The organism is Herbaspirillum lusitanum (genome assembly GCF_026127345.1).
GTDB classification, from domain to species: domain Bacteria; phylum Pseudomonadota; class Gammaproteobacteria; order Burkholderiales; family Burkholderiaceae_D; genus Herbaspirillum; species Herbaspirillum lusitanum.
Genome location: NZ_QXFG01000008.1, coordinates 960,746 through 980,239 on the forward strand (window position 1 = coordinate 960,746; position 19,494 = coordinate 980,239).

Genomic DNA, 19,494 nt, shown 5'->3' on the forward strand with positions numbered 1-19,494 from the left:
CTCCTCGGCAAACTTACTTCTTGTCCTGTGTCACCATCATCGCGGTGGTGCGGTCGCTGCTGGCCGGCGTCACCTTCAGGCCCTTCTTTGCCGCCCAGATATTTTGATAGTGGTACAGCGGAATGACGCCGGCGTCGTCGGAAACGATCTTGGCGGCATTGCGCAGAATCGCTTCGCGCTTGGCGGCGTCGAACTCGGCGGTCGAATCGGCCAGCGCCTTGTCGATGGCCGGGTTGCTGTAGTGATTCCAGTTGGACGCACCCAGGCCCTTCTTGCTGTCGACGGTCGCCAGCACGTTGACCAGCGCATAGCTCGCCTCGCCGGTGCCGTTGCCCCATGCCAGCACGCTGACGGCAAACTCATTCTTGTTGGCGCGCGCCGAGTACGAGGCCCACGGCAGCACTTCCACTTGCGTCTTCACGCCGATGCGGGTCCAGAACTGCGCCACCGCCTGCATGGTTTCCGGTGCTTGCGGATAGCGATCGTTCGGCACGTGGATGGTCAGCCTGAAGCCTTGCGGGAAGCCGGCATCGGCCAGCAGCTTCTTGGCCTGGTTGACGTCGTTCGGGATGTTCTTGATGTCCGGGTTATAGCCGAAGGTGTCGGCCGGCATCCATTGATTGGCTTCGGTCGCCGCGCCTTGCAGGATGCGGTCGACCAGCGCCTTGCGGTTGATCGCCAGCGACAAGGCCTTGCGTACGCGCGCGTCCAGCAGCGGGTTCTTGTCGAGCTGTTTGCCATTATTGTCGGTAATGTACGGGCTCGGACCTTCATGGAAAGTCGGTTGCAGCAGCAACACGCGCAAGCCGTTGTAAGGGAACACCTTGACGTTCGGCGATTGCTTGAGCTTGGCAAGGTCGGACACCGACACCTTGTCGATCACGTCGACATCGCCCGACAACAAGGCGGCGGTACGTGCGGCGGCGTTATTGATGTAACGGTAGTTGACCTTTTCCCACAGTTGCTTCTGGCCCCAGTAGTCGTTGTTGCGCTCCATCACGACGCGGTCGCCCGGCGCATAGGAAACATATTTGTAAGGACCGCTGCCGACCATGGCGGCGCCGCTGTTGTAGTTTTCAGTTTGCGATTTTTCGCCGACGTGCTTGCTGACGATATGCACCGACGCCAGGTTCAGGGGCAGGTCGGGATTGGCGATGTTGGTCTTGATGATCAGCGTCAGCGGATCCTTGGCGGTGACGGATTCCACCGTGCGCAGGTAGCCGGCGAAGGTCGCCACGCTGCCCGGCACCGCGCGTGCGCGCTGGTACGAGAAGATCACGTCGTCGGCGGTGAACGGCTTGCCGTCCTGCCACTTGACGTTGGGACGCAGCTTGAATTCCCAGGTCTTGGCGTCGATGTTCTTCCAGCTCACGGCCAGGCCCGGTTGCAGCTTGTTGTAGTTGTTCTCGACCAGCAGATCCCAGAAATGCAGGTCGACGGAACGGTCGCCGGCGTGGTTGTTGAGCTGCGGATCGAGCGACGACAGCGGATCGGCGAACGCGATGTTCAAGGTCTGCGCGCCGGCGGAGCCGAAGCCCAGCAGGGCGACGGCCAGGAGGCTGGAAAGTGCGGTTTTCTTCATGTTCATCATCCTCGGTTGGGTGGGATAAAACTGCTTTTTTAACTGTTCTGACTATTACTGATCGTTCAAATGGCAGGCGCTCAAATGACCCGGCGCGACTTCCTTCAGCGCCGGAACCTCCGCCCGGCAACGCGGCATCGCATGCGGACAGCGCGGGTTGAAATGGCAGCCCGGCGGCGGATTGAGCGGACTCGGGATTTCGCCCTTGATCGCCGTGAAGGACTTGTTGCGCGCCTGCAGGCGCGGCACTTCGGCCAGCAAGGCCTGGGTATACGGGTGGTTCGGATGGGCGAACAGTTCATCGACCGCGGCGCTTTCGACGATGCGGCCCAGGTACATGATGACCACGCGATCCGACACGTGCTCGACCACGCCAAGGTCATGGCTGATGAACAGATAAGTCAGTCCAAGTTGTTCGCGCAGGTCGGAAAACAGATTCAATATCTGCGCCTGGATCGACACGTCCAGCGCCGCCACCGCCTCGTCGCAGACCAGCATCGCGGGCTGCACCGCCAGCGCGCGGGCAATGCCGATGCGTTGGCGCTGGCCGCCGCTGAACTGGTGCGGATAGCGGTCGCGCAACTCCGGATCAAGCCCGGCGCGCAGCAACTGCGCACTGACGTAATCGTCGAGGCCGGCCTTGTCGGTCATGCCGTGGATCAGCGCCGCTTCGCCGACGATCTGGTCGACGCGCAGGCGTGGGTTGAGGCTGGCGTAAGGATTCTGGAAAATCATCTGCACCTTGCGCCGCGCCGCTTGCGCGTCTTGTGCGCTGAAGTCCTTGCGGTCGATGCCGTCGACCAGCACCGAGCCCGCCGACGGCGCCAGCAAACCGCTGACAATGCGGCCCAGGGTCGACTTGCCGCAGCCCGACTCGCCGACCAGTCCGACCACTTCGCCCGGCATCACGTGCAGGTCGACGCCATCGAGCGCCTGCGTCACGGCAGCCGGACGCATCCAGCCGCGCGCCGTCAATTGCCGCTCGAACGGACGCGTCTTGCGCTCGCCGAAGCGTTTGACGATGCGGCGCGCATCGATCAAGGGGACGGTGTTCTTGCTTGACTCATCCATGCTGCAACTCCACCGTTTCGATCTGGCTCGCCGGATGGAAGCAGCGCACGAAATGTCCCGGCAACGGTTCGGTGATTTCCGGCCGCGTCAGGCATTGTTCGCTGACCCGTTCGCAACGCGCGGCGAATGCGCAGGTCGGCGGCAGGTGCAGCAGATTCGGCGTCAGGCCCGGGATCTGGCGCAAGCGCTGGCCGCGCCGGTTGTTGCCCGGCAGGCTGCCGATCAGGCCTTGGGTGTAAGGATGCTGCGGCCGGTCAAGCACCTCGGCGACCGCGCCTTGTTCGACGATGCGGCCGGAATACATCACCGCGATGTCGTCCGCCAATCCCGCCACCACCGACAGATCGTGCGTGATCCAGATCAACGCGGTGCCGTTCATGCGCGCCAGCTTTTGCACCTCCGACAGGATCTGCGCCTGGATGGTGACGTCGAGCGCGGTGGTCGGCTCGTCGGCGATGATCAGGTCGGGCTTGTGCAGCAAGGCGATGGCGATCGCCACGCGCTGGCGCATGCCGCCCGACAGTTGATGCGGATAGGCGCGCAGCCGTTCATCCGGACTGGCGATGCCCATCAATCCCAGCGTATCGCGCGCCAGTTCACGCGCCTGCTCACGGCGGACATTGCTGTGCGCGAGGACGGCGTCGATCATCTGCGCCTCCACGCGCAGGACCGGGTTCAGCGTCATCATCGGATCCTGGAAGATCATCGCGATGCGATTGCCCTGCAGACTGCGCAGCGACTTCTTGTCCAGCGTCACGAGGTCCTGGCCTTTGAACAGAATCTGTCCGCCGACGATACGGCCGGGCGCATCCAGCAAACCAAGTATCGAAAAACCGGTCACGGTCTTGCCCGAGCCGGATTCGCCGACCAGGCCGAGGATGCGGCCGCGCTCCAGCGTCAGCGAGACGTCGTCGACCGCCGGCAGCACGCCGGACGGCATGTAGAAATGCGTGCGCAGATTGCGTACTTCGAGCGTGGGAACGGAATGGGTCGCGCTCATTTTTGCCACCTCGGATTCATGACGTCGCGCAGGCGATCGCCGACCAGATTGATCGCCACGATCACGACCAGCAGCGCAATGCCGGGATAGAAACTGATCCAGTATTCCCCGGACAGCATGTACTGATAACCGTTGGAGATCAGCAGGCCCAGCGACGGCTCGGTGATCGGCACGCCCAGGCCGAGAAAACTCAGCGTCGCCTCCAGCGTGATGGCGCGCGCAATCTGCAAGGCGCCGATGACGATCAGCGGCGGCAGGCAGTTTGGCAGGATGTGACGCACCATGATGCGCCAGCCCGAGACGCCCAGGCCGCGCGCCGCTTCGACGTATTCCTTCTGCCGTTCGACCAGCGCCTGGCCGCGCGCGGTGCGGGCGTAGTAGGCCCACTCCAGCACCACCAGCGTTGCCATCACGTTGAAGATGCCCTTGCCCAGATACGCCAGGATCAGCATCGACACCAGGATCGATGGGAACGACAGCACCAGGTCGGCCAGACGCATCAGCAGCGCGTCGACCTTGCCGCCGGCATATGCGGCCAGCAACCCTACCAGCGTGCCGATCACGCCGGCCAGCAAGGCCGAACCGACGCCGATGCCGACACTGATGCGCAAGCCGTACAGGATGCCGGAATACAGATCGCGCCCCTGTCCGTCCGTGCCCAGCCAGTAGGTGTAGGTGCCGGGACCGTTGACGGTGCCGGGCGGCAGGCGCGCATCGAGCACGTCCAGTTGCATCAGGTCATAGGGATTCTGCGGCGTCAGCCACGGTGCGGCCAGTGCAGCGATCATCAGCAGCGCGGCGACGCCGAGGCCGAACATCGCCGTCCTGGACGCCAGGAAACTGCGCAAGACACCGCGCCATGGCGATTCGCGACGCGGCGGCTGGAATGCCGACAAGGCGGCAACTTTGGCGCGTACTTCCTGCTGCGTCATTGGTGTTGCTTTGTTGATGGATTCGCTCATGCGGCCACCTCGGCTTCTACCCGGACGCGCGGATCCAGCACTTTATAGAGCACGTCGACGATCAGGTTGAGCGTCACGAACAGGCAGACGATCACCATCATGTAAGCCACGATGACGGGACGATCAAGCGCGTTGATGCTGTCGAGAATCAGCTTGCCGGAACCGGGCCAGGCGAAGATGCTTTCGGTCACCACCGCAAACGCGATGGTCGAGCCGAACTCCAGCCCCAGGATCGTCACCAGCGGAATCAGCGTATTGCGCAGCACGTACATCAGCACCACGCGCAACGGCGCGAGGCCCTTGGCGCGCGCGAACTTGACGAAGTCCATCGGCAGCACTTCACGCACGTTGGCGCGCGTGAGGCGGATCACCAGCGATATCTTGAACAGCGACAGGTTGAGCGCCGGCAGGATCAGGTGGCGCAAGCCGTCAATCGTCAGCCACGACCATTGCACGCCGAACAGCCCGGCCGTCTCGCCGCGCCCGCCCGACGGCAGCCAGCCCAGCGAAACACTGAAGGCCATGATCAGCATCAGGCCGATCCAGAACGTCGGCAGAGAAAAGCCGAGGATACTGCCGGTCATGACCATGCGCGAGAAGATATTTTCCGGAAACAGGCCCGCCAGCAGGCCCAGCGGAATACCGATCAGCACCGCCAGGATCAGCGCCGCGAAGGCCAGCTCCAGCGTCGCCGGCAGCCGTTGGAAAATCAGTTTGATGGCCGGCTCGTTGTAGACGAAGCTGTTGCCGAGATTGCCGTGCAGTGCGCTGTTGAGGAAGGCCAGGTATTGACGCCAGATCGGTTGATCGAAACCGAGCTCCTTGATGATGCGCAGGCGATCGACCTGGTCGACGTCGGGACCGATCAGCGTGTCGACCGGATTTCCGATCATGTGCAGGCCGAAGAAGACGATCACCGTCATCAGCAGCAGCACCGCGAGCGCCTGCAGGACGCTGCGCAAGATTGCGCCGCTCATCGCTTGAGCCCTTCACGCTCTTCGGCGGTCGGCTCGGACGGCGTCCATTCGTCGCCGACCAGTTCCGGCTCGGCGTAGTCCTGCAGGTTGCGGTAATGCGTCTCGACGTCTTCGCCGTACAGCAGCGACGCGATGCCCTGCGCCAGCCGCTGCGCGCCGTCGCTGATCGCCGGGATGTCGCCCGACAGCGTGCCGTGAGTGATCGTGGCGGGATAGCAGAAGCAATGGATGCGCTCCAGCCCAGGCAAGCCGCCCGGCTGTTTTTGCTGGAATTCAAAGGCCCGGCCAAGGTCGGGAGAATCGGACAGTTCCGCATCTTCTTCGCCCGGCGGCGGCATGTAGCGCGCACGCCAGCTGCGGATATGCGGCGCGATCACGGCGAACTCGGGACGCACGGTCCAGTCGACCCGGAAACCGGTGGAGAAGATCAGGAAGTCGAGCTCGAACACGCCGCGCGGCGTACGCACGCGCAGGCTGTCTCCATTCACGTCTATCGCGTCGATCGGCGCGCCGAAAATGAAACGTGCATTGGGAAACTTCGACACGCGTTGCACGCTGCCGCTCGGCGGCGGAATTTGCTGGACGTTGACGTAGTGGCGGATGCGCCATTTCCATTCATCCGGCAAATTCAGGTGACCGCTGGTCAGGCCGGGATTGCCCGAGCCCTTGCCCTTGTTGATGCGCGGCAGTTCGGTGCGACGGATCAGGATGTCGACGCGTTCGGCGCCTGCCTCCAGCGCCGTTCCCGCACTGTCCATCGCCGACGAACCGGCGCCGATGATGCCGACCCGTTTGCCTGCCAGCTTGCCGTAATCCATGTCGTCCGACGAATGCGCCCACAAGGCACGCGGCAGGCTGTCCGCCAGCGGCGGCACCAGCGCGCCGCCGAGGCCGTCGCGGCCGGTGGCGAGCACCACGCGGCGCGCCAGCACCACCGACTTGCCGGACGGTGCCGCAATGTGAAGTTCCACCAGACCGTCGGCACGCGGACGGATCAGCTCCATGTGATGGTCGTTGCGCACGTCCAGCGCCATCACCTTGCGATACCAGCGCAGGTAATCCATCCATTGCAGGCGCGGAATCTTGTCCAGCGCTTCCCAGGCGTCGAGCCCGAATTGCGCCTCGAACCAGGCGCGGAAAGTCAGCGCGGCGAAGCCCAGCGCGGGACCGGTGAGCTTCTTCGGCGAACGCAGGGTTTCCATGCGCGCGGTGGTCGCCCAAGGGCCTTCGAAACCGGCCGGCGACTGGTCGTAAATCACGGCGTTGATGCCCAGGTGCAGCAGCGACACCGCCGCCGCCATGCCGGCCTGGCCGCCGCCGATGACGGCGACGTCGAGTACCGGCTGGTTGTCCACCGTCTTCTGGGGAACCCAGGACTTGGCCGGCAATTCCAGCCAGGCCAGGTCTTGCCGCAGGCGCGCTTCCAGCGCGGCCAGCCCGCTTGCTGCCGAGGTCGTCGCTTCACTCACGATGCACGCCCTTCCCTTGTGAATACCGCTGATACCGCTGAATTTGAATTGTATGTCTGCATGTTGCCTGTTCTTGCCTTATCCATGATGCCGTTACAACAAATCGTCGTGGTCGCCGGCGTCGCGTCGGACGAAGCCGTGCAGGATATTGCGCGCCGCCGTCTCGATGGCCGCGATCAGCGCCTGCGTCACGGCGTCCACCGGCTTGCCGAACGGCGTGACCACGCCGAAGTAGAACGGAATATTGACCGCCAGCGGCCGTACCGCCAGGCCTTCGATAGGCATGCCCAGCGCGGTCATCGGCTCGACCAGCGCCACGCCCAGTCCGGCGTGCGCCGCCATGACGGCGTTGAAGGAGGTGTTGGTTTCGATGGCGACATCGAGCGGCTTATCCTGCGCCAATGCCATGTCGATGCGCTGGCGCAGGCGATAGCGGTTGGACATGGTGATGACGCGTTCGCCGCGCAAGGCGTCGACGGTGACGACATCCAGCCTGGCCAGCGGACTGTCTGCACGCAGCACCGCCACGCAAGGCGCCTGGCCGATCCAGTGCAGATCGAGGCCGCGATGCGCCACCGGCAGGCTGGTCAGCCCGAGGCTCACCGTTCGATGCAGCACCGAGTGCACCACCTGTTCGGCCGAGGCGCTGCGCAGGTGGATATGTTCGGGCAAGCCGTTCTTTTCGATCATCTTGAGCGCCGCAGGCGCAATCGTCGAGGCCAGCGCAGGGGTCGCCACCAGATGGATGGGTTGGAGTTCTTCGCGGCCGATCTCGAGCGCGCGTTCGCGGATGGTGCGCAGTCCGACCAGCGAGCGCTCCACTTCTTCGTACAGCAGGAACGCCTTGTCGGTCGGCGTCACGCGCGGGCCGTTGCGGTCGAACAAGGCGTAGCCGAGTTCGCTTTCCAGATCCTGGAGCGCTTTGCTGACGGCGGGCTGCGAACGGCCAAGGCTGCGCCCGGCTCCCGTCACGCTGCCGATGGTCATCACCGCCGAAAAGGCTTCCAGTTGATTTAAGTCCATATTATGATGATCTATATTATTTTTGGATTATAGGCAGATGTTTATTCTAATTAAGTATAATCATTTTGCATAAGTTAATACGAAAATCAGCTTAAGGACCGGCAGACCGGCCTCACGCATGCAATCCAGCTGCGACCGCCGCCTCAGCCTTAAATTACATAAATGAATAATGAAATAATTTTATATTCGTTTTTCGTCTATTGATTTCATCGTACCGTAAGCGCATCTCTCCTTCGGATTCATCGCCATGACTGCTTCCTCTGCCTGTATCCCGATTACCTCCAGCGGCCAGGACCAGACGCCGCTGCAATTCCCCATCTATCTGGACTATTCGGCGACGACGCCGGTCGATCCGCTGGTAGCCACGCGCATGTTTGCCTACCTGACGGAGAAATTCGGCAATCCGGCCAGCAGCTCCCATTCATTCGGCTGGGAAGCCAAGGCCGCCGTGGAAAAAGCGCGCAAGCAAGTTGCCGCACTGGTCGGCGCCCAGGCAAGCGAAATCGTCTGGACCTCGGGCGCCACCGAATCCAACAACCTCGCGCTGAAAAGCGCCGCCCACGCTTTGCGCGCAGCCGGCCGCGGCAAGCACCTGATTACCGTCGCCACCGAACACAAGGCGGTGCTCGACACCATGCACACGCTGGAGCGTGCCGGTTTCGAGGTCAGCTTCTTGCAGCCCGGGACCGACGGCCTGATCACCGTCGCGCAATTCACGGAAGCCTTGCGTCCGGACACCATCCTGGCGTCGGTCATGATGGTCAATAACGAAATCGGCGTGATCCAGCCGATTGAAGAGCTCGGCGAAATCTGCGCCGCGCGCGGCATCCTTTTCCACGTCGACGCAGTGCAGGCGGTCGGCAAGATCGCCATCGATCTCGCCACGCTCAAAGTGGACCTCATGTCATTCAGCGCGCACAAGATCTACGGCCCGAAAGGCATCGGCGCCCTGTTCGTGCGCAACAATCCCGCGCTCCGGCTGGAAGCGCAGATCGACGGCGGCGGCCATGAAAACGGCATGCGTTCAGGGACGCTGCCGACGCACCAGATCGTCGGCATGGGCGAAGCCTTTGCGCTGGCGGCAAATTTGCAGGACACCGAAGCGGCACGCATCGGCGTGCTGCGCGACCGTTTGTGGGAGGGATTGAAGGACTTGCCCGGCGTGGTGCTGAATGGCTCCGCGACGGCGCGCATTCCGCACAATCTCAATGTGAGTTTTGACCTGGACGGGGAAATTTCGGTGGCGGGACAACTGCTGGATATCGCGGTGTCGGCCGGATCGGCCTGCAATTCGGCCAATGCCGCACCGTCTTACGTGCTGACGGCGCTGGGCCGGCCGGCGGCGCTGGCGCGCAGCGCGATCCGATTCTCGCTGGGCCGCTATACCACCGAAGCCGAAATCGACTACACCGTGGCGACGCTGCGCGCGCTGCTGAAGTAATTCAGCTTTGGGCCGGCGCCGAGTCGGAGGTCGCGGGCGGCGTCGACTCCCCGGCCTGACGTTTGCTCACCGCAGCGAAGTGTTCCGCATATTCGGCGCGGCGCGCCTGGTCGGACTCGATCAGCATCTGGTAACGGGTCTCCGACACGCGCTGCTGCAGCACGGCGGAATAGCGCTCGCGCTGCAACCATTCAATGATGATCGCGGCCAGCATCACGATGCTGCCGTAGACCACGATCAGGAACACGTCCTTGCTGCCCAGGCCGTCCATCATGTAATACGGCTTGCGGAAGAAATACAGCGCCGTCGGAATCGCCAGCACCAGCAATCCCAGCGAATACACGTAGCCGAAGAAGTAACTCATGATGATGCAGTTGATGGCGAAGAACAGCATCGACATCGATTCATCCACCACGGAGCTGAGCACATAGCGCAGGATGAACGCGACCACGAAGCCGCACAGGCAGATCAGGATGGGATAGAAGCCGCCGTTTTTCCAGCGCTTGGAATTTCTGAGTTTGATGATGCTCATGGAAGATCCTCTGCGCCGCCGGTCAGCGGCGATCTTTCAGCGGCGAGTTGTGCAACAGGTATTTCAGCGAGATATCGTTGCTGTGCATCTCGATATTGCGCCGGATGAACTGCGCCGCCTCGTTGGTCACGATCTCGCGCTCGTTGTCGACGGTGATGATGTGATAACAGTCGCCCAGCCAGATCACCTTGCGCACTTCGGAATTGATGTTGGCCAGGATCATTTCGGCGTTACGCGGCGCTGCGGTTTCATCGTCGATGGAATGAATCACCAGCGTGCTGGCGCGCACCTGCGACAGCGACTGCCGCACATAGGCCATCAGTTTTTGCGCCGCCCACAGATGGCGCGCCGGGATCGCCGCTGCGCCGACCGCCGCGACGCCGTCCTTTTTCAGCGCCGCCGCCACGCGCCGACGCATTTCAAAATTCTTGATGCCGTAAGGATCGCTTTCCTTGTAGGTCCAGTTGCGATAGCCGAGACCATATGGAATGTTCATCAGGCGGTGATACCAGGGGATCGACCAGCCGTCATAGCGCAGCACCGGCGACAGCAGCACCACGCTGAGGATTTCCTTGCTGAAGCTGGCCACCGCCAGCGCCAATGTCGCGCCCATGCTGAGACCGCACAATGAAACGGTTTTGTGCTCTTCCTTGAGCTTGACCACTTTGCTCTCGACCATGGCGCACCAGTCCATCCAGTTGGGCGTGACGCGCGGATCGGTCAGCGAGGCGGAATAGTTCGGGATCTGCATCTCGACCACGGTGCAGTTGGCCTTCTTGAGCGCTTTGGGAATGGTGCCCAGTTCCAGGCTGGAGCCGCACAAGCCGTGCAAAAGGATCACGGCGTGATCTCTTTGGCGGTCCGTCTGGCGTTCTAGCTGATGGTCGTTGCGAGCAGTCTGGTTCATGCGATGGTGGACAACGAGATACTAAATAGGATGATATTTAATCAACCCACATTGTAGACGGGTCTAGAAATTAATTCAGCCCGTTTTGCGAGTAACGCCAATTTAACGGTCTTTTTCAGGTTTTTCGGCACATCTGCGCATCGTTGAACTCAGTGCGCCGGAACGATGATCGTGGCAATCAAACCACCGTTCGGATGGTTGCGCAGCAAGAGTTCGCCGCCGTGCGCCTGCACGATATTGCGGGCAATTCCCAGTCCCAGGCCCATGCCGCCGCTGTTGGCGCTGCGCCCGTGCTCGAGCCGCACATACGGCTGGAACAGGCTGCCCATGGCGTCCTCCGGCACGCCCGGGCCGTGATCGCGGATCTCGATTTCGACCATGTCGCCTTCCAGCGCCTGCGACTGGCGGATGGCGATTTCAACCTTTTCGCCATAGTGCAGCGCGTTGTCGAACAGGTTGCCGATGGCGCGCTTGAGCGCCAGCGGCTTGGCCATGACATTGACGCCGGACGGCTCGAACGCCACTTCATGGCCGGCCATGCTGGCGTCGCGGATCATGCGCGCCACCAGCGCGTCAAGCCGGACTTCGGTGCGATTTTCGTGGATGTCGCTGTCTTTTACCGACTGCAATGCGCCCTTGACCATCATGTCCAGCTCGTCCAGGTCGTCGTGGAATTCGGTACGCAAGTCGTCGTCGTCAAGCAGCTCGGTGCGCAGTTTGAGCCGCGTGATCGGCGTGCGCAGGTCGTGCGAGATCGACACGAACAGGCGCTCGCGGTCTTCCAGGTAGCGTTTGATGCGTTCGCGCATGCCGCTGAAGGCGCGCGCCGTCTTGACGAATTCACGGCTGCCGGTCTCGGGCAACTCCGGCACGGTCTCGCCCTTGCCGAAGGCTTCGGCGGCATCCGACAGCGCCGCCAGCGGCCGCGTGGTCCAGCGCACCACCAGAATCGTCAGCAGCAAGATCGCCGCCAGCGACAACCCTTGCAAGACCACGCGGTCCAGCGACAAGGGATTGCTGCTGTCGAGGAAATACGGATTGGGCATCAGCGCCGCCAGGTACAGCCACTTGCCGGACTCGATCTGGGTCTGGATCACCAGCACCGGCGCCGGGTTTGGCTTGATCAGCAGGATGTGCTGCACCCAGCTGTCGGGCAGGTCGCCGATCTTGAGCCCGTCGTCGGACACCGGCAGGTTGTCGGGCCAGGCGAAGCTCAGGTGGAATTCGGGCAAGAAGGCCAGGTCGGATTTCAGCGTTTCCGCCGCCGCTTCGGTGGCGATGTCGGCCAGCGAATTGGGCGCAATCGGTGGAATCGGGACCAGTGCACTGTTGGCATTGATGAAGAAACGCGTGCCGCCCATTTCGCGCAGCTGCTGGATCATGATCGGCCGGTAATTTGCGGGCAGCGTCATGAAATAGCGGATCGCACCGGATGCGCTGTGCGCCAGGTGCTGCGCTGCCACGCGCGTCTCGGCCTCGGATTTGGTGCGCAGTTGCGCGGCCCAGATCAAGCCGCCTGCCAGTTGCGTCACCAGCACGCCGAAAATCATTACCACCGACAAGCGTCCCAGCAGCGAGTTCGGCAGCACACGGTCGAGGACGCGCGTGACCGCCGCCGAGGAACGGCTGCGCCATGCCAGGGTCGGCGGCAATCCCGACATGATCAGGCCGACGCCGCCGTGACGTCGGCCGAGAATACGTAACCCGCGCCGCGCACCGTCTTGATCAGATGCGGCTGCTTGCCGTCGTCGCTGAGGCGCAGGCGCAGTTTGCTGATCTGCACGTCGAGAGAACGATCCAGCGGCCCGGCGTCGCGGCCCCGGGTTTCTTCGCTGAGCACGTTGCGGTCCAGCACGTCGCCCGGATGTTCGACGAAATACTTCAACAATTGATAATCCATCCCGGTCAGCGCGACCACCTGCCCTGCACTGTCGAGCAAGGTGCGCTCCACCGTGTCCAGCGTGAAACCGACGAAGCGATAGAAGCGCGGTGCGGCGGCATTGTCGATGCCGGTGCGGCGATGGATGGCCTTGATGCGAGCCAGCAGTTCGCGCGGGCTGTACGGCTTGGCGATGTAGTCGTCCGCCCCCAGCTCGAGTCCGACCACGCGATCGGTTTCATCCGAACTGGCGGTGAGCATGATGATCGGCACATTCGATTTACGCCGCACGATCTTGCACAATGCAAAGCCGTCGGTGTCCGGCAGCATGACGTCGAGGATCACCAGCGACAGCTCGTCGGCGTAGCGCTGGAACTCGGCGAGAAAGGCTTCGCCGTTATGCGCCAGGCGCACTTCGTACTGGTTCTTCTCAAGGTAAGTCTTGAGGAGAGTCCGGGTTTTCTGGTCGTCGTCGACGATAAGGATTTTGCGCGTCATTACGGTAGTCTTTACTCCACTTTTCCGGTTCGCGAAAGCGCCCTGGCGATCGATGCAAGCCGTCGCTGCGCCTCGGCTTCGCTGATCTGGTCATCCACGAAGAAACGCCGTAGCTCGGCCACGATGGCGTCCTTGGTGGTTTCGTCGGTGGCCATGCGATGCACCAGGCTGGGCGCGAGGTAGGCCGAGCCCTTGCTGAACACGCGCCAGGAATTCTGCGAGCAGCCATCCATCTTGCTGGTGTCCGGCGAACGCCAGACCGGGATCGCGCCCTTGAATTTATTGTAGTCGGATTGCACCGCCGGCGACATCGCGATCTGCGCCAGCACTTCCTGCGCCGGCTGGTGCGAGTAGTCGTCGGCGAACATCGCCAGCGTATCGATGCTGTACAGATGATAGTCGGCAGTGCCCGGCACGGCGGCGCAGCCGAATTGATGGTCGGCGCTCAAGCCCCAGGCGTTGAAATCGCCTTTGGCCCAGTCGCCCATGATGAACATGCCCGCCTCGCCGTCGACCAGCTGGCGCGCCACTTCCGTCCACGACCGCTCCCTCACCGGCAACTGCATGACCTGCTTCAACAGGCGCAGGCGTTTCAGTGCGTGCAACAGGCGTGCGTCGGCGAATGCGCGCGGACTGAGGTCGACAAACAACTGGCGGTAATACGCCGGGCCGCCTTCGGACAGCACCAGCGTTTCAAACAGCGTCGCCACCTGCCACGATTCGCCGCTCTGCGCCAGCGGGACGATGCCGGCCTGCTTCAATTTGGCGGCTACCTTGTCGAACTCCTCCCAGCTGCGCGGCACGCTCAAACCGAGGCGGTTGAACACCGCGACGTTGTAATAGAGATTGTTGATGCGATGGATGCCGAGCGGTGCCGCGACGACGTGGCCGTGATTGTTCAGCAGCGACCACACGGTCGGAAACAGCAGCTTTTGCCAGTTGCCCTGCGCAGCGACGTTGTCGAGTTCAAGCAGCAGCCCCAGATCGGCCCATTCACCGAAGATGACGCCGTTGAGTTGCGTGACTTCGGGCGCATGGCCGGCCAGCACCATGCTCTTGAGCACCTTGCCCGCGCCGATGCCGGCGCCGCCGGGAATCGCAAAATCGCGCCACTGGATATTCTGTTCCGCCAGCTTGCTGCTCAGTACGTCCACCGCCTTGCGCTCGCCGGACGAGGTCCACCAGTGCAGCACCTGCAGCGATGCCGGCGACGCTGACGAGGTCGATGATGTTGCCGGACCGGCGGCGTGCGCCGATCGGCCGGCACACGACAGCCATGACGACAGCAGCGCCGCCAACACGAATGTTGCGGCGCGCAGCGTCGTCTCCCGGTGTCTCGTCAATGCGGGCCTTGTCATTTTTATCATTCCGAGTTTTTTGCCGTCTCCAAAGCGCGTGTGACTATAGCGTAAGTCCGCGCTTCACCGCGATAAGAACATTAATTGGATTCACGTTTTGTAAAGAAATGTAATGTTTTATTTAGTTTCCTGTTCCGGCGCCAATCCACCTTGCAGCGCCGGCCGCAGCGCTGCGCCTGGGGCAACCGGGCACGGCGTGAATCCTCTGTAAATATATGTAATCCGCCCGCATCGCCGATTCAAGAAATTCCAAGCAAAAACAATAACTTAGCGATTTCCCCCAGACATATTTCCAAACGCTCGCATCACACATTCTCCGGTGCTACTGTCGCGCCGCTGGCTCTGCAATTGCGGATTTTTTCGGAAGCTCAGAGCGGCCTTCATCAATGTAAAAAAACCAGGAGACCTTTGATGCAAACCGTTAAAAAAGCCCTCGCCCTCGCCACCCTCAGCAGCGCCGTCCTGCTCGCGCTGGCAGGCGGCAACGCGCAAGCCGGCACCTTGACCATCGAAAGCTGGCGCGTCGACGACCTGGCGCTGTGGGAGAACGTCCTGATCCCGGCCTTCCAGAAGAAGAACCCCGGCGTCACCGTCAAGTTCTCGCCGACTGCGCCGACCGAATACGACTCCACCCTGACCGCACGCCTGGCCGGCGGCACTGCTGGCGACCTGGTCGCCTGCCGCCCGTTCGACGTGTCGCTCTCGCTGTATAACAAGGGCCACCTGGAAAAACTCGACGGCAAGGCCGGCATGGAGTCCTTCCCCGCCTCCGCCAAGGTCGCGTGGCAGACCGATGACGGCAAGGATACTTTCTGCATGCCGATCGCCTCGGTAATGCACGGCTTCCTGTACAACCAGAAGATCTTCAAGGAGCTGAACCTGCAGCCGCCGAAGACCGAAGCCGAATTCCTCAAGCTGCTCGAGACTGTCAAGGCCGGCGGCAAGTACACGCCGCTGGTGCTGGGCACCGCCGATCAATGGGAAGCGCACCAGGTGCTGTTCACCGGGGTCGGCCCCAACTACTGGAAGGGCGAAGCCGGCCGCAAGGCGCTCATCGCCGGCAAAGCCAAGTTCACCGATCCGCAATTCCTGAACGTCTGGGAATATGAAGCCAAGCTCGGCAAGTACCTGTCCAAGGGTGCATCCGCGCAGACCTACGGCGACAGCCAGAACATGTTCGCACTGGGCCAGGGCGCGGTGTACGCAGCCGGTTCGTGGGACATCGCCTACTTCAACGCCAACGCCAGCAGCAAGCTGGAACTGGGCGTGTTCCCTCCTCCGGTGCCGAAGGCCGGCGACGCTTGCTACATCTCCGACCACAACGACATCGGCATGGGCGTGAACAAGAAATCCAGGAACAAGGAAGACGCCTACAAGTTCCTGGCATGGCTGGGTTCGCAGGAGTTCGCCGACATCTACACCAACAAGGTCACCGGCTTCTTCTCGCTGTCGAACCACCTGATCTCGGTCAAGGATCCGATCGCCAAGCAGATGATCGACTGGCGCAAGTCCTGCTCGTCGACCATCCGCGTCAACTCGCAGATCCTGAACCGCGGCACGCCGAGCATGGAAAACGAAATGTGGAACGTCAACGCGCAAGTCCTGAACGGCAAGATGACGCCGAAGGATGCGGCGACCAAGATCCAGACCGGATTTGCCAAGTGGTACAAGCCGCAACAATAAAAAAACAATAAAAAAATAATAGAAATAACAATAGAAACAACAGGCATTGCAGCAACACCGGCGCAGAACCGTCTACGCCGGTGCCTGACTGCCCATGCACCCAGGTTTTTCCAGTCTTCACTTCCGGAGTCACAGTGAAAACAGCTCGTCCCTGGCACATCGTCGCTTTCCTGGCGCCGGCGGTCATCATCTATTCCATGTTCAGTGCGCTGCCTCTGCTCGACACGCTGCGCCTGGGCTTCTACACCAGCAACGACGCCGGCGTGCACAGCTTCGTCGGCCTCGACAATTACCGCACCATCCTGTTCGACAGCGACTGGTCGACCGCCTTCTGGAACGCGATGTGGAACAACGTCAAGTTCTTCTGCATCCACATGCTGCTGCAAAACCCGATCGGCCTGCTGCTGGCCACGCTGTTCAGCCTCAAGGGCCTGCGCGGCGCCCGCACTTACCGCACTCTGATTTTCCTGCCGACCTTGCTGTCGGTGGTGATCATCGGCTTCATCTGGCAACTGATCATTTCGCCCCTGTGGGGCGTCGGTGAAAAGCTCATGACGCTGGTCGGCCTGGGGGACTATTTCGCGCCCTTCCTCGGGCAGGAATCCACTGCGCTGTTCACGCTGTCGCTGATCTCGGTATGGCAATACATCGGCATCCCGATGATGCTGATCTACGCCGCGCTGCTGGCAGTGCCGGAAGAAGTACTGGAAGCCGCCCACGCGGAAGGCGCCAGCGCCTTGCGCATCTTCTGGCAAATCAAGCTGCCGCTGATCTGGCCGACGCTGGGACTGGTCACGATCCTGACCTTCGTCGCCAACTTCAACGCCTTCGACCTGATCTATTCGGTCAAGGGCGCGCTGGCGGGGCCGAACTATTCGAGCGACCTGCTGGGCACCTTCTTCTACCGCACCTTCTTCGGCTATCAGGCGCAGGTCGGCAGTCCCACCATGGGCGCGGCGGTGGCGACGCTGATGTTCCTGGTGATCCTGGCCGGCGTCGGCGCCTATTTTTACCTGGTGCAGCGCAAGCTGACCCGTTACGAGCTTTAAGGAATCGCGATGACTTCAGCTTCTTCCACCATCGCACCGGCGACGCAGGACCGAATCGGCAGCGCGCGCGGCCCGTCGCTGATCCAGCGCAGCTTCGGTCCGGCCGGCCACATCTGGGTGCACATCGTGCTGTGCCTGTATGCGGTGATCGCGCTGTTCCCGATTGCGCTGATCCTGATCAACTCGGTCAAGTCGCGCCAGGCGATTTTCGACAACCCGATGGCCTTGCCGACGGTGGACAGTTTCTCGCTGATCGGCTTTCACAAGGTGCTGTCGAACACCAACTTCCTGCTCTATTTCGGCAACAGCCTGGTGGTGACGATAGGCTCGCTGGTGCTGATCGTGCTGTTCGGCGCCATGGCCGGCTGGGCGCTGTCGGAATACAAATTCCGCGGCAACCGCCTCATGACGCTGTTCATGGCGATCGGCATCATGATCCCGATCCGGCTCGGCACCGTGTCCATCCTGCAGCTGGTGGTGGCGCTCGACCTGATCAATACCCGCACCGCGCTGATCCTGGTCTACACCGCACAGGGACTGCCGCTGGCGGTGATGATCCTGTCCGAATTCATCCGCCAGATCCCGACGGAATTGAAAGACGCTGCACGCTGCGACGGCGTCGGCGAGTTCAAGATCTTCTTCCAGATCATCCTGCCGCTGATCCGCCCCGCCATCGCCACGGTTGCGGTGTTCACCATGATCCCGGCGTGGAACGACCTGTGGTTCCCGCTGATCCTGGCGCCGGGCGACCAGACCAAGACCGTGACGCTGGGCGTACAGCAATTCATCGGCCAGTACGCCACCGACTGGAATTCAGTGCTGGCGGCGCTGTCGATGGCGGTCATCCCGATCCTGATCCTGTACACGCTGTTCTCGCGCCAGCTGATCCGCGGCCTGACTTCCGGCGCAGTGAAGTAACCCATTCAAGGTAAAAAATCATGGCAAACGTAAGCATCAAAGACTTGAAGAAATCCTACGACGGCAAGCAGAACGTGCTGGCCGGCCTCAACCTCGACATCCGCGACGGCGAATTCTGCGTACTGGTCGGCCCCTCCGGCTGCGGCAAGTCGACCTTGCTGCGCATGCTGTGCGGCCTCGAAGACATCAGCGGCGGCGAGCTGGCCATCGGCGGCGACGTCGTCAACCACCTGCCGCCGGCCAAGCGCGGCATCGCCATGGTGTTTCAGAGTTATGCGCTGTACCCGCACATGAACGTGTACAAGAACATGGCCTTCGGCCTCAAGATCGCCGGCAGCAACAAAGCCGACATCGACGAGCGCATCCGCCACGCCGCCGGCATCCTCAAGATCGACCATCTGCTCGAACGCCTGCCGCGCGAGCTGTCCGGCGGCCAGCGCCAGCGCGTCGCCATCGGCCGCGCCATCGTGCGCAAGCCGCGCCTGTTCCTGTTCGACGAACCGTTGTCCAATCTCGACGCCGCCCTGCGCGTGCAGACCCGGCTGGAGATCGCCAAGCTGCACAAGCAACTGGCCGCCACCATCGTCTACGTCACGCACGATCAGGTCGAGGCGATGACGCTGGGCGACAAGATCGTGGTCATGCACGACGGCCACATCCAGCAGGCCGGCACGCCGCTGGAGCTGTACCAGCATCCGCAGAACCTGTTCGTGGCCGGCTTCATCGGCTCGCCGAAGATGAACTTCCTGCCGGGCCTGGTCACGGCCGTGGCCGAAGACGGCCTCGAAGTCGCCGTGACAGGCGGACGCAAAGTGCGCGTCGACGTCGTGCCGGGTAATACCAAGGTCGGCGACAAGCTCACACTCGGCCTGCGTGCCGAGCATATCCACGAAAACAGCGCCGGCTCCGAACAGTTCGGCGGCAAGGTCAACCTGGTCGAACATCTGGGCGAAGCCAACTTCATCTACGTCACGCTGTCCGGCGGACAGGACATCGTGGTGCGCGGCGACGGCAACCGCAACGTCGACATCGGCGAAGAGATTGTCTTGTCCGCCAACAGCAACGCCTTCCACGTGTTCGACGCCGACGGCAATGCGTTGCGCCGCCTCAAGCCGGGCAACCTGGTGTCGTCGCGCCAGCATTGA

The 19,494-nt window shown here is 62.2% G+C and carries 17 protein-coding genes; 5 read left to right on the top strand and 12 right to left on the bottom strand.

Annotated features, from left to right (window positions below):
* Positions 1–13 precede the first annotated feature (13 nt).
* The 7 genes from DXT88_RS12660 to DXT88_RS12690 all read right to left on the bottom strand — a co-directional run bounded on the left by DXT88_RS12660 (position 14) and on the right by DXT88_RS12690 (position 8,084).
* Positions 14–1,582: an ABC transporter substrate-binding protein gene (locus tag DXT88_RS12660; RefSeq protein ID WP_265213871.1), complete on the bottom strand. Its 1,569-nt coding sequence runs from the start codon at positions 1,580–1,582 to the stop codon at positions 14–16.
* A 54-nt stretch (positions 1,583–1,636) separates the two neighbouring features.
* Positions 1,637–2,653: an ABC transporter ATP-binding protein gene (locus DXT88_RS12665; protein ID WP_265213873.1), complete on the bottom strand. Its 1,017-nt coding sequence runs from the start codon at positions 2,651–2,653 to the stop codon at positions 1,637–1,639.
* Positions 2,646–3,653, bottom strand: coding sequence for an ABC transporter ATP-binding protein (locus tag DXT88_RS12670; RefSeq protein ID WP_265213875.1), 1,008 nt, complete (start codon positions 3,651–3,653; stop codon positions 2,646–2,648). The genes DXT88_RS12665 and DXT88_RS12670 overlap by 8 nt, the downstream gene beginning before the upstream one ends.
* Positions 3,650–4,585, bottom strand: a complete 936-nt coding sequence (locus DXT88_RS12675) for an ABC transporter permease (RefSeq protein WP_265214160.1) — start codon at positions 4,583–4,585, stop codon at positions 3,650–3,652. Before DXT88_RS12675 ends, DXT88_RS12670 begins: the two co-directional genes overlap by 4 nt.
* A 26-nt stretch (positions 4,586–4,611) precedes the next feature.
* The gene (locus tag DXT88_RS12680) at positions 4,612–5,592 is read right to left on the bottom strand and encodes an ABC transporter permease (RefSeq protein WP_265213876.1); all 981 of its coding nucleotides are present in this window, start codon (positions 5,590–5,592) and stop codon (positions 4,612–4,614) included.
* On the bottom strand, positions 5,589–7,061 hold the full coding sequence (locus DXT88_RS12685) for an NAD(P)-binding domain-containing protein (RefSeq protein ID WP_265213878.1): 1,473 nt from the start codon (positions 7,059–7,061) through the stop codon (positions 5,589–5,591). Before DXT88_RS12685 ends, DXT88_RS12680 begins: the two co-directional genes overlap by 4 nt.
* A 93-nt stretch (positions 7,062–7,154) precedes the next feature.
* Positions 7,155–8,084 carry a LysR family transcriptional regulator gene (locus DXT88_RS12690; RefSeq protein ID WP_016833694.1) on the bottom strand — a complete coding sequence of 310 codons (930 nt, stop codon included), beginning with the start codon at positions 8,082–8,084 and terminating at the stop codon, positions 7,155–7,157.
* A 247-nt stretch (positions 8,085–8,331) separates the two neighbouring features.
* Between DXT88_RS12690 and DXT88_RS12695 the strand changes: the two genes are divergently transcribed.
* Positions 8,332–9,525 (top strand): IscS subfamily cysteine desulfurase, encoded by a 1,194-nt coding sequence (locus DXT88_RS12695; protein WP_321161111.1) that lies wholly within the window; start codon positions 8,332–8,334, stop codon positions 9,523–9,525.
* 1 nt (position 9,526) lies between these two features.
* On the opposite strand, the gene DXT88_RS12700 is transcribed toward DXT88_RS12695, so the two are convergent.
* The 5 genes from DXT88_RS12700 to DXT88_RS12720 form a co-directional block, all read right to left on the bottom strand.
* Positions 9,527–10,057 carry a DUF4118 domain-containing protein gene (locus tag DXT88_RS12700; RefSeq protein WP_016833691.1) on the bottom strand — a complete coding sequence of 177 codons (531 nt, stop codon included), beginning with the start codon at positions 10,055–10,057 and terminating at the stop codon, positions 9,527–9,529.
* Positions 10,058–10,079: 22 nt separating this feature from the next.
* A complete protein-coding gene (locus DXT88_RS12705; protein WP_238533951.1) occupies positions 10,080–10,898 on the bottom strand; it encodes an alpha/beta hydrolase in 819 nt (272 codons plus the stop codon).
* A gap of 215 nt (positions 10,899–11,113) precedes the next feature.
* The gene (locus DXT88_RS12710) at positions 11,114–12,625 is read right to left on the bottom strand and encodes an ATP-binding protein (RefSeq protein WP_016833689.1); all 1,512 of its coding nucleotides are present in this window, start codon (positions 12,623–12,625) and stop codon (positions 11,114–11,116) included.
* Between the two features lie 2 nt (positions 12,626–12,627).
* Positions 12,628–13,341, bottom strand: a complete 714-nt coding sequence (locus DXT88_RS12715; RefSeq protein ID WP_016833688.1) for a response regulator — start codon at positions 13,339–13,341, stop codon at positions 12,628–12,630.
* A gap of 11 nt (positions 13,342–13,352) precedes the next feature.
* On the bottom strand, positions 13,353–14,708 hold the full coding sequence (locus DXT88_RS12720) for an ABC transporter substrate-binding protein (RefSeq protein WP_407649320.1): 1,356 nt from the start codon (positions 14,706–14,708) through the stop codon (positions 13,353–13,355).
* Positions 14,709–15,110: 402 nt separating this feature from the next.
* Between DXT88_RS12720 and DXT88_RS12725 the strand changes: the two genes are divergently transcribed.
* The 4 genes from DXT88_RS12725 to DXT88_RS12740 all read left to right on the top strand — a co-directional run bounded on the left by DXT88_RS12725 (position 15,111) and on the right by DXT88_RS12740 (position 19,494).
* Complete coding sequence (locus DXT88_RS12725) at positions 15,111–16,382, top strand: ABC transporter substrate-binding protein (protein ID WP_265213884.1); 1,272 nt, start codon at positions 15,111–15,113, stop codon at positions 16,380–16,382.
* A gap of 134 nt (positions 16,383–16,516) precedes the next feature.
* The gene (locus tag DXT88_RS12730; RefSeq protein ID WP_016833684.1) at positions 16,517–17,431 is read left to right on the top strand and encodes a carbohydrate ABC transporter permease; all 915 of its coding nucleotides are present in this window, start codon (positions 16,517–16,519) and stop codon (positions 17,429–17,431) included.
* 9 nt (positions 17,432–17,440) lie between these two features.
* Positions 17,441–18,349 carry a carbohydrate ABC transporter permease gene (locus DXT88_RS12735; RefSeq protein ID WP_265213887.1) on the top strand — a complete coding sequence of 303 codons (909 nt, stop codon included), beginning with the start codon at positions 17,441–17,443 and terminating at the stop codon, positions 18,347–18,349.
* Between the two features lie 20 nt (positions 18,350–18,369).
* Positions 18,370–19,494 (top strand): ABC transporter ATP-binding protein, encoded by a 1,125-nt coding sequence (locus DXT88_RS12740; RefSeq protein WP_265213888.1) that lies wholly within the window; start codon positions 18,370–18,372, stop codon positions 19,492–19,494.